14 protein-coding genes are annotated in these 15,868 nt (G+C 35.7%); 10 read left to right on the top strand and 4 right to left on the bottom strand.

What is annotated here, in order from left to right:
- The first annotated feature begins 119 nt into the window (after window positions 1–119).
- The 6 genes from IGM04_RS11040 (at window position 120) to rpmG (ending at window position 7,830) form a co-directional block, all read left to right on the top strand.
- On the top strand, window positions 120–983 hold the full coding sequence (locus IGM04_RS11040) for an aminoglycoside 6-adenylyltransferase (RefSeq protein WP_010830658.1): 864 nt from the start codon (window positions 120–122) through the stop codon (window positions 981–983).
- Window positions 984–1,129: 146 nt separating this feature from the next.
- A complete protein-coding gene (locus IGM04_RS11035; RefSeq protein ID WP_002370561.1) occupies window positions 1,130–2,575 on the top strand; it encodes a L,D-transpeptidase family protein in 1,446 nt (481 codons plus the stop codon).
- 166 nt (window positions 2,576–2,741) lie between these two features.
- Window positions 2,742–2,921, top strand: coding sequence for a 2-hydroxymuconate tautomerase (locus IGM04_RS11030; protein ID WP_002356318.1), 180 nt, complete (start codon window positions 2,742–2,744; stop codon window positions 2,919–2,921).
- Between the two features lie 396 nt (window positions 2,922–3,317).
- Window positions 3,318–5,255: a threonine--tRNA ligase gene (gene thrS, locus IGM04_RS11025; protein ID WP_086318101.1), complete on the top strand. Its 1,938-nt coding sequence runs from the start codon at window positions 3,318–3,320 to the stop codon at window positions 5,253–5,255.
- Between the two features lie 164 nt (window positions 5,256–5,419).
- Complete coding sequence (locus IGM04_RS11020; protein ID WP_086317984.1) at window positions 5,420–7,555, top strand: peptidoglycan D,D-transpeptidase FtsI family protein; 2,136 nt, start codon at window positions 5,420–5,422, stop codon at window positions 7,553–7,555.
- Between the two features lie 125 nt (window positions 7,556–7,680).
- Entirely contained in the window at window positions 7,681–7,830 is a 150-nt protein-coding gene (gene rpmG, locus IGM04_RS11015) for a 50S ribosomal protein L33 (protein WP_002356321.1), read from the top strand.
- Window positions 7,831–8,043: 213 nt separating this feature from the next.
- Here rpmG and IGM04_RS11010 read toward each other — a convergent pair whose 3' ends face one another.
- Entirely contained in the window at window positions 8,044–8,562 is a 519-nt protein-coding gene (locus IGM04_RS11010; RefSeq protein ID WP_086317985.1) for a hypothetical protein, read from the bottom strand.
- Window positions 8,563–8,934: 372 nt separating this feature from the next.
- Here IGM04_RS11010 and IGM04_RS11005 point away from each other — a divergent pair, with 372 nt between their 5' ends.
- A complete protein-coding gene (locus IGM04_RS11005; RefSeq protein WP_002362350.1) occupies window positions 8,935–9,999 on the top strand; it encodes an FUSC family protein in 1,065 nt (354 codons plus the stop codon).
- 259 nt (window positions 10,000–10,258) lie between these two features.
- Here the strand turns inward: IGM04_RS11005 and IGM04_RS11000 are convergent, their stop codons facing one another.
- The 3 genes from IGM04_RS11000 to IGM04_RS10990 all read right to left on the bottom strand — a co-directional run bounded on the left by IGM04_RS11000 (window position 10,259) and on the right by IGM04_RS10990 (window position 13,574).
- On the bottom strand, window positions 10,259–10,990 hold the full coding sequence (locus IGM04_RS11000) for a DUF4950 domain-containing protein (RefSeq protein WP_410497184.1): 732 nt from the start codon (window positions 10,988–10,990) through the stop codon (window positions 10,259–10,261).
- A gap of 353 nt (window positions 10,991–11,343) precedes the next feature.
- Entirely contained in the window at window positions 11,344–12,909 is a 1,566-nt protein-coding gene (locus tag IGM04_RS10995; protein WP_179189143.1) for a hypothetical protein, read from the bottom strand.
- 89 nt (window positions 12,910–12,998) lie between these two features.
- Window positions 12,999–13,574: a DUF805 domain-containing protein gene (locus IGM04_RS10990; RefSeq protein ID WP_002356327.1), complete on the bottom strand. Its 576-nt coding sequence runs from the start codon at window positions 13,572–13,574 to the stop codon at window positions 12,999–13,001.
- A gap of 164 nt (window positions 13,575–13,738) precedes the next feature.
- Between IGM04_RS10990 and IGM04_RS10985 the strand changes: the two genes are divergently transcribed.
- The 3 genes from IGM04_RS10985 (at window position 13,739) to IGM04_RS10975 (ending at window position 15,860) form a co-directional block, all read left to right on the top strand.
- Window positions 13,739–14,509 carry an alpha/beta fold hydrolase gene (locus IGM04_RS10985; RefSeq protein WP_002356329.1) on the top strand — a complete coding sequence of 257 codons (771 nt, stop codon included), beginning with the start codon at window positions 13,739–13,741 and terminating at the stop codon, window positions 14,507–14,509.
- Between the two features lie 87 nt (window positions 14,510–14,596).
- Window positions 14,597–15,139 (top strand): 5-formyltetrahydrofolate cyclo-ligase, encoded by a 543-nt coding sequence (locus IGM04_RS10980; RefSeq protein ID WP_002394065.1) that lies wholly within the window; start codon window positions 14,597–14,599, stop codon window positions 15,137–15,139.
- 10 nt (window positions 15,140–15,149) lie between these two features.
- Window positions 15,150–15,860: a rhomboid family intramembrane serine protease gene (locus tag IGM04_RS10975; RefSeq protein WP_002362481.1), complete on the top strand. Its 711-nt coding sequence runs from the start codon at window positions 15,150–15,152 to the stop codon at window positions 15,858–15,860.
- Window positions 15,861–15,868 lie beyond the last annotated feature (8 nt).

The raw sequence follows: 15,868 nt of genomic DNA, 5'->3' as shown, positions 1-15,868 counted from the left end.
AACATCCCTCCTTGTAATGTTAGTGTATACGAAGTACCATAGAAAAAGCGATAGAAAACAAAAGACTTATAAAAAAATCTATGTTTTAATAGAAACTTTTGAAGAGAGGGAGCGAGTGAATGCGTACAGAAGAAGAAATGTTTCAACTTATTATGGATGTAGCAAAACAAGAAGAACACATTCGAGCCGTGGGAATGGTGGGTTCTCGCACGAATGTGAAAGCGCCAAAAGATAGTTTTCAAGATTTCGATATTGTTTATATTGTAGAACCATGTGCTGAGTTTTTTGAAACAGCAACGTGGACAGCAAAATTTGGTCAACCATTAATTATGCAACGTCCCAAGGAAATGACCTTATTTCCCACAGAACCGAAGACGCGGGAAACATTTTTAATGTTATTTGAAGATGGCCAACGTATCGATTTAACGTTGTGTCCTCTCGCAGAAAAAGATAATTGGCATGAAGGAGATTCTTTAGCAATTATCTTGTTAGACAAAGATGAAAGTTTGCCGCCTTTACCTGTAGCATCTGACAAAAATTATACAGTAACAGTTCCGAATCAGCAGCAATTTAACGATTGTTGCAATGAATTTTGGTGGGTTAGTACGTATGTAGTTAAGGGGCTTTGTCGGAATGAACTATTTTACGCTGTCACACATCTCTATGAATATTGTCAGCAGGAACTGTTGCGCTTGCTTTCTTGGCAAGCGGCTTGGCAGGAACCGGAGCCAATTTCTGTTGGGAAACAATTTAAGTATCTGAAAAATTATGTCACTCCTGACACGATGGATCAATTAGCATCGTTGCTGGATTTTTCTAGTAAAGAAGCTTGTTGGAACAGCTTAATAAAGACACAAGCCTTTTTTGACGTCGTCGCTCAGGATTTTGCTAAAATGGCCCAGTTTACGTATCATTTACAAGAAGCAAAAAAAGTCACAGAGTATACAAATTCTTTAAGATTAAAGGATTTACAAGGAAAATAAGCTGAAAACAACGTAAAAATAGTGTATAATTGAAAAAATTAATCTGCGAGAGAAAGGGACCCTTTTTTGATTGTAGATCACCGCAGTTGTTTGTTGCCTAGACTCTAAAAAATAAACCTAAAATTATTGATATAAAGGATGAACAAATGAAAAAAGAAGAAATGCAAATGCGTAATACACGTCGTCAAAAATCAGGAAAAAATAATAAAAAGAAAGTAATTATTACTTCTTTGGTTGGACTAGCTCTGGTTGCTGGGGGCAGCTATGTTTATTTTCAAAGTCACTTTTTACCAACTACAAAAGTAAATGGAGTTTCTGTAGGCTGGTTAAATGTAAATGCTGCAGAAGAAAAATTAGCGCAAGTTAATCAAACCGAAGAAGTTGTGGTTCAAACGGGGACAAAAGAAGAAAAAATTCAACTTCCTAAAAAATACCAATTGGATCAAAAATTTTTAAAAGACCATTTACACAGTAGCAAGGTGAAGCTACCGTTAAATGAGGCATTCAAAAAAGAACTAGAAGCTAAATTAGCGACTTTAAGTTTTCCAGAGGGGAAACCAAGCAAAAATGCGAGTATCCGTCGAGGCAATGGCACTTTTGAAATTGTTCCCGAAGAACAAGGCACAGTAGTGGACACACAGCGCTTAAATCAGCAGATTATTGCGGATGTTGAAGCGGGAAAAGGCAACTATCAATACAATGCCAAAGATTTTTATAAAGCCCCTGAAATTACAAAAGAGGATCAAACGTTAAAGGCAACATTGACAACGCTCAATAACAAGTTAAATAAAACAATTACAGTTGATATTAATGGTGAAAAAGTAGCCTTTGATAAAACACAAATTCAAAACGTGCTGAATGATGATGGCACAATCAACAAAGAAAAACTAACTACTTGGGTGACACAATTAGAAACAACATATGGTTCTGCTAATCAACCAGTTTTATTTACAGATGTTCACGGTACGACACGTCGTTTTAAAAACAACGGAAGTTATGGCTGGTCGATTGATGGGGCCAAAACGCAAGAACTACTAGTAAACGCGCTGAATAGCCAAGAACAAACGAATGCAATCACTGCTCCGTTGGTTGGCGATACCAAAGAAAATAGTAAAATTGCCAATAATTACATTGAAATTGATTTAAAAGATCAAAAAATGTATTGTTTCATTGATGGCAAAAAAATAGTCACCACAGATGTCATTACTGGCAGATATAACAAAGGAACTGCAACAGTACCAGGATTCCATACAATTTTATATCGGACAACCGATGTGAATTTAGAAGGTCAAATGCTCGATGGTTCTCGATACAGTGTGCCAGTAAAATATTGGATGCCGTTATTAAGTCAAGGGGGCGTTGTCACACAAATTGGGATTCATGACTCTGACCATAAATTGGATAAGTATGGCGATAAAGAAGCCTTTAAAACCGATGCTGGTAGTAATGGCTGTATCAATACGCCAGGAACAGAAGTTTCAAAAATCTTTGATGTATCCTATGACGGAATGCCGGTAATTATTTACGGACATATCTATGATGATGCACCAGGTGAATTTGATAAACCTGTAGATTACGGCGAAGAAGTATAAAAAGAGATATTAGGCAAGACCGCACTTTGGTCCAACTATGTATCTGAAAAATAAAAATTGGAGACGTCAACCGTAACGACTGACGTCTCCAATTTTTTATTGACAAGCGTCCATAACCCGCTCTATGATACAAACAGAACAAGCAATTTAAATTGGGGGAACGAAGATGCCATTTGTACATGTAGAATTAATTGAAGGCCGCACAGAAGAACAGTTAACTAATATGGTCAAAGATATTACAGAAGCTGTGTCAAAAAACGCTGGTGCACCAAAAGAGAATATCCATGTGATTGTCAATGAATTGAAAAAAGACCGCTATGCACAAGGCGGCGAATGGAAAAAATAAGTTTTCAGAGAATTTCTGTTGAATCACTTGCTTTTTCTGAAAATAAGTGGTTAAATAAGTGCATAAATGATTGATGAGAAAGACAACTGAACTTGCCCGCGATCTATTAGAGAGGAAAATCTTGGCTGAAAATTTTCCAGATTGGCACAAGGGATGACCACTTTCGAAACCTTTGTTGAAACAAAGGCGGTCGCACCGTTAACACGCTAGAGGAACACTGATTATTTGTGTTCAAAATTAGGTGGAACCACGATATTTTCGTCCTAGTATTCGTTAGAATACTAGGACTTTTTGTTTTTTAACAAGGGGAACAGGTGGCTGTTTCGTTTCATTGTGAAAAACAGGAACACAATGAAACGCTTCAAATCAAAAAAATTAAAAGGAGAGAATTTTATTATGTCTATTCACATTACTTTTCCAGATGGCGCTGTTAAACCGTTTGATTCTGGGGTTACAACATTTGATGTTGCTAAAAGTATTAGCAACAGTTTAGCCAAAAAAGCTTTAGCTGGTAAATTCAATGGTGTTTTAATCGATTTAGATCGTCCTATCGTAGAAGATGGTTCGCTTGAAATCGTGACACCTGATCATAAAGATGCTTTAGGAATTTTACGTCATTCATCAGCTCATTTAATGGCTAATGCCTTACGTCGTCTTTTCCCTAACATTAAATTTGGCGTAGGTCCTGCGATTGATTCTGGGTTCTACTATGATACAGATAATGGGGAATCCCCTGTGACAGCGGAAGATTTACCTGCAATTGAAGCCGAAATGATGAAAATTGTGAAGGAAAATAACCCAATCGTTCGTAAAGAAATCTCACGTGCAGAAGCGTTAGAATTATTTGCTGATGATCCTTACAAAGTTGAATTAATTACAGATTTACCAGAAGATGAAATCATCACTGTCTATGATCAAGGCGATTTTGTTGATTTATGTCGTGGTGTTCACGTCCCTTCAACAGGACGGATTCAAGTCTTTAAATTACTTTCAGTAGCTGGTGCTTATTGGCGCGGAAACTCTGACAATCACATGATGCAACGAATTTATGGCACTGCCTTTTTCGATAAAAAAGATTTAAAAGAATTTATCAAAATGCGCGAGGAAGCCAAAGAACGTGACCACCGTAAATTAGGAAAAGAATTAGATTTATTTATGGTTTCACAAGAAGTTGGTTCAGGGTTACCTTTCTGGTTACCAAAAGGCGCAACCATTCGTCGTACAATTGAACGTTATATTGTGGACAAAGAAATTAGCTTAGGTTACCAACATGTGTATACACCAATTATGGCAGATGTGGAATTATATAAAACATCTGGTCACTGGGATCATTACCATGAAGATATGTTCCCACCAATGGATATGGGCGATGGCGAAATGCTGGTATTACGTCCAATGAATTGTCCACACCATATGATGGTTTATAAAAATGACATTCATAGTTACCGCGAATTGCCAATTCGAATCGCTGAATTAGGGATGATGCACCGCTATGAAAAATCTGGTGCATTATCAGGGTTACAACGTGTTCGTGAAATGACTTTAAACGATGGCCATACTTTTGTTCGTCCTGACCAAATTAAAGACGAATTTAAACGTACTTTGGAGTTAATGGTGGCAGTCTATGCTGACTTTAACATTACGGATTATCGTTTCCGCTTAAGCTATCGTGATCCAAATAATACAGACAAATATTTTGATGATGATGCGATGTGGGAAAAAGCGCAAGCGATGTTAAAAGCTGCCATGGATGAATTAGAATTAGATTACTTTGAAGCAGAAGGCGAAGCTGCCTTTTACGGTCCGAAGTTAGATGTTCAAGTAAAAACAGCTTTAGGAATGGAAGAAACATTATCAACCATCCAATTAGACTTCTTATTACCAGAACGTTTTGACTTAACTTATGTTGGCGAAGATGGTGAAAATACACATCGCCCAGTTGTTATCCACCGTGGTATTGTCTCAACAATGGAACGATTTGTGGCTTACTTAACAGAAGTTTACAAAGGCGCTTTCCCTACTTGGTTAGCACCAATTCAAGCAACTATTATCCCAGTTTCTGTAGAAGCGCATTCTGAATATGCTTATGAAATCAAAGAACGTTTACAAGCACAAGGCTTACGTGTTGAAGTCGATGATCGTAACGAAAAAATGGGCTACAAAATTCGGGCCTCTCAAACACAAAAAGTACCTTATCAATTAGTGGTCGGGGACAAAGAAATGGAAGACGCAACGGTGAACGTCCGTCGTTATGGAAGCAAAGAAACGTCTGTCGAAGATTTATCAATTTTCATTGACAGCATGGCTGCTGAAGTTCACAATTACAGCCGTTAAAAAAAGAGAAAAAGTCAAAAGGACTTCTGAATTCAGAAGTCCTTTTGACTTTTTTCAACAACAAAATAATTAAATATTTCCTTAGAGCTGGGAATAATCCTGATTTTTTGACTATTTTTTGTTACAATGAGAATGCGAAACTTTTTAGTGAAGGGACTAGAGGTATGAAGAAAAACTCATTTATAGATAAAATAAAAAAAACAGATGCCGCAGCAAAGAGTCAACGAGGTAGAAAGCCACATATTCCTTTTCGATTGAACTTATTATTTTTTGTGATATTTACTTTATTTGTTTCATTAATTGTCCGTTTAGGGTATTTACAGATTGTTGAAGGAGAAGAGTTTAACAAAAAAATTACTGCCAATTCTTCACTACAAATCACCACACCATCCCCTCGAGGACAAATTTATGATTCACAAGGAAAAGTCTTGGTTTCTAACAAAGCCAATTTAGCAATCACTTACACACGAGGAAAAAATATTGAAGGAAAAGATATTTTACCGATTGCGAATAAAGTCAACGAACTTATTAACGTTCCAGTTGATCCAAACTTAACGGACCGTGATAAAAAAGATTATTGGTTAGCGAATCCTGAAAATTTAAAAGCAGCCCAAGCCCGTTTAACCGATCAAGATAAAGAAGATGAAAAAGGCAACAAAATTACGGACGAAGGCACATTATATGCCAAAGCCGTTGAAAAAGTCACCCCTGAAGAAATTGCGTTTGATGACCGAACCTTACAAGCAGTGACGATTTTTAAACGAATGAATGCAGCGTCACAAATGAACACGGTCTTCATCAAGAATGAAGGGGTAACAGAAGGTGAAATTGCGACAATTGGTGAACACACAGCGGAAATATCTGGTGTTTCAACAGGGACTGATTGGACGCGTGATTATTCTCAAAGTGGCGCATTACGTAGCCTGTTGGGCACCGTTTCAACTGAAAAACAAGGATTGCCAGCCGAAGAAGTCGATGAATATTTGAAAAAAGGCTATGCACGAAATGACCGTGTTGGAACTAGTTATTTAGAAAAACAATATGAAGACGTTCTACAAGGTAAAAAAGCAAAATCAGAAGTCGTTTTAGACAATAACGGAAAGATTGTTTCACAAACCCCAATTTCCAAAGGGGAAAAAGGCTCCAACTTAAAATTAACGATTGATTCAAATTTTCAAAACAAAGTTGATGAAATTTTACAACGAAACTATTCACAAATAGTCAAAACCATTGGACCATACTCAGAAAATGCGTATGTTGTTGCTATGAACCCTCAAACAGGAGCTATTTTAGCGATGTCCGGATTTCATCATGATTTAGCAACTGGAGAAGTTACTCCTAATCCTTTAGCACCTATTTTGAATTCTGAAGTTCCTGGATCAGTTGTCAAAGCAGGTACTTTAACAGCTGGTTATGAAACAGGCGTCATTAAAGGCAATGACGTTTTAACAGATGAAGCTATTTTACTAGCAGGTAGTAATCCAAAAGCTTCTTGGTGGAATGCTTCTGGCGGAACAACCATGCAACTAACTGCGGAACAAGCGTTAGAATATTCTTCGAATGCCTATATGATGAAATTAGTCTTTAAAATGATGGGTGTGAATTATTATCCCAATATGATTTTCCCTTATGAAGTAGGAGATGACACTGTCTTTAAAGAATTAAGAAAAGCTTTTGCAGAATATGGTATGGGAACGAAAACTGGAATTGATATACCAGGAGAAACAACAGGAATTCAAAACAAGGACTTTAAGGATTCGTCATCTGCGCCACAAGGCGGTAATCTTCTTGATCTATCTTTTGGACAATATGATACCTATAGCGCGTTACAATTAGCACAGTACGTTTCCACTGTCGCAAATAATGGCATCCGCGTGCAACCCCATGTAGTAGAAGGAATCTATGGCAATGATGAAAATGGAGCTTTAGGAAAAATTTTAAAAGAAATTGAACCAAAAGTTTTGAATAAGGTGAATATTTCTGAAGACCAGATAGGAATTCTTCAACAAGGTTTCTATAATGTAGTAAATGGAACTAGTAAATTTACTACGGCACCGGGTTTAAAATCAGACAAGTTTTCGATTGCTGCTAAAACAGGGACCGCCGAAACGCAAGCAAAGGATGCTAACGGAATTGTTCACACAACGGTTAATAGTAACTTGGTGGCTTATGCGCCGTACGAAAATCCTGAAATTGCAATTAGTGTTGTTTTACCACACTTAAATGATGAAGCTTCCAAACCAAACCAAACGATTGCCAAAGAAGTTTTAGAAGCGTATATGGAGATGTACAAAAAATAAAATTTGTAAAGTAGTTCTACTTTACAAATTTGCCCAAAAGGGTAGTCAAATGACAAAAAAAATGGTATGATATTTAAGTCTAAGAAATCTCTTGGAAAGATCAATTATTAGTAGGAGGGGAAAACATGCGCGTAAACATCACTTTAGAGTGTACTTCTTGTAAAGAACGTAACTACTTAACAAATAAAAATAAACGTAACAATCCTGATCGTTTAGAAAAACAAAAATATTGCCCACGTGAAAGAAAAGTTACTTTACACCGTGAAACTAAATAATTTAGTTAGATAGAGCCTAGAATCCTTATCCAACAAGGATTCTAGGTTGTTTTTTTGTTATCAGTAATTGCTAATTTAGTTATTGATGTAGTTTTTTTGAAAATTAACATAGTAAAAAGAAGCATCAACAACCAAACAAGGTTAGACTATTGGTCCAACTTTGTTTGGTAAGTTTTAAATTATTGATTCGACCTATTCTATCTATGGATATTTTTAACCGTAAACTAAATGGTTGTAATTCCAAGCGGACAACCAATAGTATTTATTGCTGGTTTTGAAATAACGCCAATAATAGCCTCCAGTTCCATAACCTCCTATACCTGTATCCTGAACATTAACAAAATAAAGATACTTATGATTGGAAGTAATAGTTACTGCAGCTGCAGGTATACCATTTTCGTGCCAGTTAAATCCTACAGGGGCAAGGTAATTGATACGAAACATTGCTGGATATTGCCTATTATCTTGTGAGGTATATAACTTTTTAGTAGCTCGTAATAAAATAGTAGATGATGAGACGGGCTGTTGAGTAGTCAAATTTTTAATAGGTACGGGAGAACTTTTTAAGTCACTAGTATTTTCAACAAACTCTAACGCTTTTTTATTATCGATTTCATTAACCTTGAAGTTTTCTGTTCCACCGATAGCAACTGCATTAACGTTAGAAGCAAAAGATGATAAGCTAGCATACAACAAACCAATAACAACAACAACTTTAAACTTTTTTTTCATAAAAAAACCTCCTTTTTATTATATTATAATTAAATCATACTCTATGTTTATTATCAATATTTTTTTGGTATAAAAAATATTTTTTAGCTATATTTGTATAAAAATATACGTATGTAAAAAAGCGCTAGCTTTTGTTCAACAGTTATTTAATTTTGAGTCTAGAATTAATCGTTTTGATTTTTTCTAGGCTTATTTTTTATGAAGTAAGCAAATCGTATCGGGAGAGGTATTGAATTAAGAAATAAAGCATGTATTGATTCAGAAAAAAAGTTGTAGTAAAATGTTCGTCACAACTACTTTTCTTCTGATTTCATAGAAGGAAAAGTTGGAATAATGAATTGAGAAGAGTCGATTTTTAGGAGATGATTTTAGGTGACTTTTTATCAATTATTGCAGTTAGATCCATTTATTTTAAAACAAAAAATTCATCAAGCGGACACTAAAAAACAGCGGAGATATTTTTGGCGCGCCTTGTTAATAAGAGATATTTTATTAGTTTCGTTTGCGATTTTATGGGTGTCGACGATTACTTTTTTCTTTGGAAAAGCTGTAGCGCCTTTTTCAATTGTATTATTTTGTTTGCTGTTGAGTATCCGTTTCGTCTCATATGGCTACAGGGAAAAACAGGCCTTGCTTAGTTTAGGAATCGTGTTAACAATTCTAGGTGTTAGTCCACTAATTTCACTGATTTCTGTATCATTTTTACAATGGGGTCTTCATTTTATCTGCTTGCTGGCATTGTTTTTCTTAACTGGTAAAAACCCTAAAATGGGTAATCCTGGCTTGTATACGTTCTCCTACTTATATTTAGTTGGCACGGTTCACTATCAATCGTTTCAGCAATTAGAACAAACTTTCTTTGTATTAGTGTTTGCTTATCTACTTTTAGCTTTTGTTTATCATGTGAAACATAAAAAATTGGATCAAGAGATTACTTTTATACAGATGGTTACAGAAAATGGTTTTTTTAATCAAAGAAATATTTGGTTTGGTTATTACGCTTTAGGCATTAGCTTATTACTTTTTATAGGAACGCACCTTCAGATTGACCGCTTTATGTGGGCAACATTTGCTAGTTCGTCATTATTTTCTGGGTATGATACGTTTAAATTGTCTGAACGAGCAAAAGAACGAATAATAGGGGTCGTTATTGGTTCTCTAGTATCGGCTATCTTGTTATTTTATATACCAACGAACCTACTTGGTATTTTAGGAGGACTTTGTTTAGGCTTATGCACATCTTATAAAAGTAAAACGATTTTTAATTGTGTTGGTGCTATCATGGCAGCTTCTATGATATTTGGGCTAGAAACAAGTCTTTACTTAAGAATTTTGTTAAATATGTTGGGGCTAGCTTACGGTTTGCTTTATCATTTTGTCTTTGTAAAAACTATGTCCTATTGCAATCGCAAAGAGTGGCTGAAATTGTCTGAATAAAAGGAGCCTAACATTCTTTCTTGAAAGAATGTTAGGCTCCTTAGACATTTTTGTTTATATTCCATATTATCAAATTATATGCATGCTGTTAATCAATGCCCAACTGCTATATCAAATGTCGCAATTTTTGCTGAGCCAGTAGGTACAAGGTCTAGTTCCACTTCGTCAAAACTATTGCCATCAACTGGTATCCCAAAGTAAATTGTAGATGGTCCAGTTCTACTTTCATAGACTATTATCTATTAGTATACCTAAATTTCTATTTAATTCGTAATGACTGACCAGGATAAAAAACAGAAGTTTCAATGCCTGGATTTAACGCTAATAATTCTTCTAAGGTTAAACCATTTCTTTCGGCTAACTGTCGCCCACCTTCACCACTTCGTACCGTATCGTATATAGGTTGGTCTGATTTAGAATTTTGTATTTGTTCACTAGAATCAGAGTTTTGTGGTGGTTGCTGTTCAGATTGTTCAAAAACTTGTTGAGTTTGATTATTTCTTTCAATTAATTGTTCCAACGTAATATTACCTAGATAAGTGTATATTTGTCCATTAACAGTTAAAGTACCATCATTATTTTTCGTTACTGTTCGGGGCGTATTATTCAAAAGAAACGTCATTGTTTGATTACCATTCTCATCCACAGAAAAACTTACATTTTGAAGAGGAACATTCGATTGAGTTATGCTAGTGAGTGTTCCGTCAGCATTTATAAAAAATAAGTTATCACTTTGAGGAATACCCCACCCGCCTATAAAATCAGCTAAGCTAACTTGTGGTAGCGGTTCTTTAGTAGTAGATGAAGAGGTAGATTGGTTTGTTTCAGATGAGACGTTTTGATAATTAGAGCTGGTTTCTTCCGTTTTATCTTTTTGAGTGGAAGAATCAATACTTTTCTTTGTGTAAGGTTTCAAAACTAGTTTTGTTTGGTTATCAGAATTGTTTGTCTTAGTAGGAGTGAAAAGTAGATTTTGCTTTTCTTTTTTTATCTTGTAAGCTACTTCTTTTCCTTCATTTTCCCAACGAATTTGATTGTTTTTTAGATGGTATTTGACTTTGTATTCTATTTTATTTGCAATTTGTTTACCTAATTCTTCACCTGCTTTTTCCAACTCATTTTTTGCAGTTGATGTGTGTTCATCTGTATTGATTTTGAAAGTAGCGGTATCTTCGCTGAATGATACAATCATTACTACTTCATCAACGTTGGAGTTTACGGCCCACTCGTTTGCCATTAGCTCTTTTGTGGTCACTTTATTTCTGCAAGAAGTGAGGGTCAGTAAGGATAAAAAAACAATCAACCCCAGTAAACTTTTTTTCATTTTTAACTCAATCCTCTTTTCTATTTTACTATTTTTTTGTATCTTCGAATCTCTCTCAACCCCAGCCAACCACTCGCTGATAACAAGTACCAAAACGGCATAAACTGGATTAAATAGCGAGAGCGGCCGCCTTCAAAGAGCAATAAATACAGAATAGCTCCAATGAAAGCTAATTTTAAAATCGCGTAGTTATTTTTTGAATCTTTTAGAGGGATACTGAACAATAGACCTAGTAATGTGAGTAAATAGAAAAAATGCATATAAATTCGTAGATAGTTACTTTTTTGATTTTGCGGATAATACAGTGACCGCAAGTGTTCTTGCCAACGATTTTTAGAAGGTGTTTCTGGGATTAAATCACCGCCATCCCAACCCCAGTCAAAATCACCATTGGCAGTATTATGACGATTTTTTTGAGCCAGAAAACGGAGATAACCGAAGAATCCTTTATTTTTTAAACGGTCTTGAATCATTTTTATGGTATAAGCTTTTTTGGCTTCTTGTGTAGGCAACTGATTTACTGCTTGTGTATCTGCATCATTGTAACCGCCAGTTCCAGTCAAACCCATCATTACAAAAAGTGTCCAAGGTTTGGCTTGTTCTTTATCGATTTCCGTAATCGTTTGTTTTTCCACAAAAAATTGAAAACTATAATATGCGCTGGCGAAACCAGTCAGTAAAAAGAGAGCAACCACGGTTAATTTTACGATAGACTGTTTGTTCCGATTTACTAAAAGAAGTTGCAGCACTTTGATACAACTAAATGCAATAAAAAAGATAATAGACGAAGGCTTCATTAAAAAACACCAAGCTAGGCCAATTCCAATAAACAGTAATAAACAATATTTTACGAAGGGAGGGGAAACTTGCTCAAAAAGGCTATATGCAAAAAAGACTAGGTTGATGAACAATAAGACGGCCGTATCTGTATAAGGCGTGAGTAACCATGGAGACAATCCGAAAGAAAGAAAAAATAAACTGTAAGCAACGAAGGCCGTTAATGGATTAAAGACACGTTTAGAGGCATGATAAAAGAGAAATAAACTGCTATTAATAAACAAGCAATTAACCACTTGCCAACTAAACCAAGTATTGCTCCAGCTCCCTGTTACATCAATGAAACGCAAAAATTTATTCAGGTAATACATCATGAAAAAGAAAAATTCGTTATTGGGGTTTAAAGAAAGTACGATTTTTGAATAATCCCTATTTTCAGTGGTAATACTATGAAAGTTGTCAAAAACATCCCAGCCAATCGGCACAGTAATCTGCGTCAGGAGTAAAAGTTGCAGTAAAAATAAACTGATCAAACTACCAATAATAACCACACGATCATGGGTTTTTATTAAGTGCCAGAGCGCTTGAATCTTAGTGTAAAGAAATTTTTTGTTTTTATAAATAATCAACAATAGAATAATTAATAGAGGAAGTAAAACAAGCAAGTGCTTAGGCTTTTCCCAAAGAATTTTTACCAGAGAATAGGGAGAGTTAATTGCGCCGTAAAAGACAAATAAAATAAAAAAAGTAAAAATATAATTTTCTAGATTCAGAATCCGTTTAAAAGTAGCCATATTTTCTCCTTCCATTTTTTAGCTAGACTAGTTCTTATTTTATCATAAAGATTTTAAAATAAGAAAAAAGCCCTTCTTTTAAAAGAAAGGCTTAAAACTTTTCCTTACTTCACTTCTTTGTAACGGAAGAAGAAGCGTAAGACGCTATTTTGGCTAGTTGTTGTTAGTTTATCTGTCGGTAAGACTGTTAGTAAGAAGAAAAACAGACTAATCACAAGAGTGAAAAATAAGAAGACGGGACTGCCACCTGTTATCACAGTATCTGTTTGAACATCATATTTCAGTGTTGACATAACAGAGAAAACTTGTGTATAGCTACAGGCAATAGAAAGTAGATATAAAACAAGCACGCCCCAACCTGTCATCCCAGCATCACGATAACGACGTACACACATTGCCCACGTTGGTAATAATAAAGCTAACCATAAAACAAGTGCAAAAAGCATTAACGGTAATAAGTTTCCAAAATCATAGGTTTCAAAATATTCAGCTGCTAAAATTGCTGACACAGCTTTGCCGACAATGGCAATATAAAAAATAAGTGCTAAAATGCTTAATACCAATGTCATCCACCAATAACCAGCACGTGTGGTCCGACCTTTAAAATCAACATATCCACGAAAATAATCTTTAAAAGCTTGTCCAAATGTTACTTTGCCTTTTTCCTCAATTTTAACCATAAAAACACCCCTTTGTATTTAATAAAATGATTATAACGGAAAGTAATAAAATAGGAAAATGCGAATTCGCATATTTTGTGATTTTTTGATAAATCATATAAAGAGCAGGTTTTATCAAAAAACGGTAAAATAAGAGAAGATATTTTATAATGGAGGAATCATGAATGAAAATCAGTATTAGACATCGCTACATAGCAAAAATTCCAGCATTAGAAGTGACAACAGAAGAGCAAAAAAACGAAGCATTACCTTTAATTGTTTACTATCATGGTTGGCAATCAGCTAAAGAATTATCTTTAACACAAGCAAGAAAATTAGCACACGAGGGGTTTCGGGTCATTTTACCAGATGCCATGAACCATGGAGAAAGAAAAACAGGACCTATTTCCACGATTCCATCGATTACATTTTGGAGTAGCATTCAATATAATTTGATTGAATTTCCAGTAATTATCCATCATTTTCATAAATTAGGGTTGATTAAAGAAAATTGGATTGGCGTGGGTGGTGTATCCATGGGCGGTATTACTACCAGCGCTCTTATGACCCAACATCCTGAGATTCAAGCTGCCGCTTGCTTAATGGGAACACCCTATCCGGCGCGCTATATTCAGCGAGTGATTCAACGGGCGAAAGAATTTGCTATTTTTGTACCTAAAGACTTGCCACTGTTGCTAAGTTGGGTACATCAATACGATTTATCACAAACGCCAGAAAGACTACAAGAACGACCGATGCTGTTTTGGCATGGAACGGAAGATGAAAAAATTCCCTATGAAGACATGGCTGATTTTGAACAATTAGTGTCTGGGAAAACGTATGCGAGAAATACGCAATTTATAACGGAAATCGGTGAGCGGCATTTAGTGAAAGGAGAAACAATGGATTTGGTTGTTGACTTTTTTAAAGAAGCGTCAAAAACGTTAGAAAAATAACGGGATTTTTCAAAGAGAAAAGGGGAATCAGCTTGTTTTTTAAGAACACTTTCTATAAACTTAACAGAAAAGGGGTTGAAGGTGTACATGGAGAAAAATAAGTTGAGAAAAGTGGGCTTAACTGCCCTGGAATGGCTAAAACAACATCCAGAAATTAAACAACATAAAGAATCAAGTCTCTATGAACAGTTGTTTGCTAGTCAGCAATGGCAACAAGCACAAACAATCGGAATGATTCGGTCGTTACCGCTAGAATTATCAACACAGCCAATTTTCGAACGGGCCATGCAAGAGGGCAAGCAAGTGGCGGTGCCGCGAACATTTAAAGGAGGCAAAATGCACTTTTATCAAGTCTTTCCAGAGACGGTTTATGACACCAGTGCATTTGGCGTGGAAGAACCTCCGTTAACAGCGGCAGAAATAACAGCTACAGCAATTGATTTATTGATTGTGCCAGGGATTGTTTTCAATCGTGCTGGCTATCGAATAGGCTTCGGCGGTGGTTTTTATGATCGTTATTTGGAACATTTTTCGGGCCATTCATGTAGTTTAGTTTTTAGTGAACAACTCCATGAGCAATGGCAACCAGAAGCGTTTGATCAGCCAATCGAACAATTATTTATACAATAGGAGGAATGGAATGAATTATCAAACAGAAATGAAATTGAAACGGCTAAAAAATCAGCCGTTCATTACGTATGCCCTTTTAGGTATTTCAATCATTGTTTTCCTTGGATTGGAATTAACTGGAGGATCAGAAAATATTTTAAACTTAGTTAATTGGGGGGCAATGGTTCGTCCACTGGTAGCTCAAAATCATGAATACTGGCGGTTTATCACGCCAATGTTTCTTCACATTGGGTTTATGCATATTATTTTGAATATGGTTACTCTTTATTATATCGGCGCACAGGTTGAGGCAATTTATGGGCATTGGCGCTATTTGGGAATTTATTTATTGAGTGGGATTGCTGGAAATATCGCCAGTTTTGCCTTTGGGACACCCAACAGTGTCTCAGCGGGCGCTAGTACAGCGCTTTTTGGTTTGTTCGGCGCATTTGTTATTTTAGGACGCCATTTTAGAGACAATCCAGCGATTATGTATATGGTGCAACGCTATTCAATGTTTATTGTGATTAATTTGTTATTTAACTTGTTTAGTAGCTCTGTAGATATGATGGGTCATGTTGGCGGTCTAATTGGTGGACTATTAGTCGCGACGGCTTTTGCTGTTCCAAATCGTGAAGAAGCATTTAATAAGCACGAGCGAATTATGGCCACGTTAATTTTTATTTTTCTTGTCGTAATTTGTCTGTTATTGGGTTTTAAAAAATACGGTTTACCTGTATAATAAGGAAG

Origin of the sequence: Enterococcus sp. DIV2385 (assembly GCF_051711925.1) — a bacterium.
Classification (GTDB): Bacteria; Bacillota; Bacilli; order Lactobacillales; family Enterococcaceae; genus Enterococcus; species Enterococcus faecalis.
This window is presented reverse-complemented; position numbering and strand designations above follow the sequence as displayed.

What these genes read in the sequence shown, in the direction of transcription:
- IGM04_RS11040 (WP_010830658.1), top strand. Translation starts at nt 120, where the DNA reads ATGCGTACAGAAGAAGAAATGTTTCAACTTATTATGGATGTAGCAAAA.
- IGM04_RS11035 (WP_002370561.1), top strand. Translation starts at nt 1,130, where the DNA reads ATGAAAAAAGAAGAAATGCAAATGCGTAATACACGTCGTCAAAAATCA.
- IGM04_RS11030 (WP_002356318.1), top strand. Translation starts at nt 2,742, where the DNA reads ATGCCATTTGTACATGTAGAATTAATTGAAGGCCGCACAGAAGAACAG.
- thrS (WP_086318101.1), top strand. Translation starts at nt 3,318, where the DNA reads ATGTCTATTCACATTACTTTTCCAGATGGCGCTGTTAAACCGTTTGAT.
- IGM04_RS11020 (WP_086317984.1), top strand. Translation starts at nt 5,420, where the DNA reads ATGAAGAAAAACTCATTTATAGATAAAATAAAAAAAACAGATGCCGCA.
- rpmG (WP_002356321.1), top strand. Translation starts at nt 7,681, where the DNA reads ATGCGCGTAAACATCACTTTAGAGTGTACTTCTTGTAAAGAACGTAAC.
- IGM04_RS11010 (WP_086317985.1), bottom strand. Translation starts at nt 8,562, where the DNA reads ATGAAAAAAAAGTTTAAAGTTGTTGTTGTTATTGGTTTGTTGTATGCT.
- IGM04_RS10995 (WP_179189143.1), bottom strand. Translation starts at nt 12,909, where the DNA reads ATGGAAGGAGAAAATATGGCTACTTTTAAACGGATTCTGAATCTAGAA.
- IGM04_RS10990 (WP_002356327.1), bottom strand. Translation starts at nt 13,574, where the DNA reads ATGGTTAAAATTGAGGAAAAAGGCAAAGTAACATTTGGACAAGCTTTT.
- IGM04_RS10985 (WP_002356329.1), top strand. Translation starts at nt 13,739, where the DNA reads ATGAAAATCAGTATTAGACATCGCTACATAGCAAAAATTCCAGCATTA.
- IGM04_RS10980 (WP_002394065.1), top strand. Translation starts at nt 14,597, where the DNA reads ATGGAGAAAAATAAGTTGAGAAAAGTGGGCTTAACTGCCCTGGAATGG.
- IGM04_RS10975 (WP_002362481.1), top strand. Translation starts at nt 15,150, where the DNA reads ATGAATTATCAAACAGAAATGAAATTGAAACGGCTAAAAAATCAGCCG.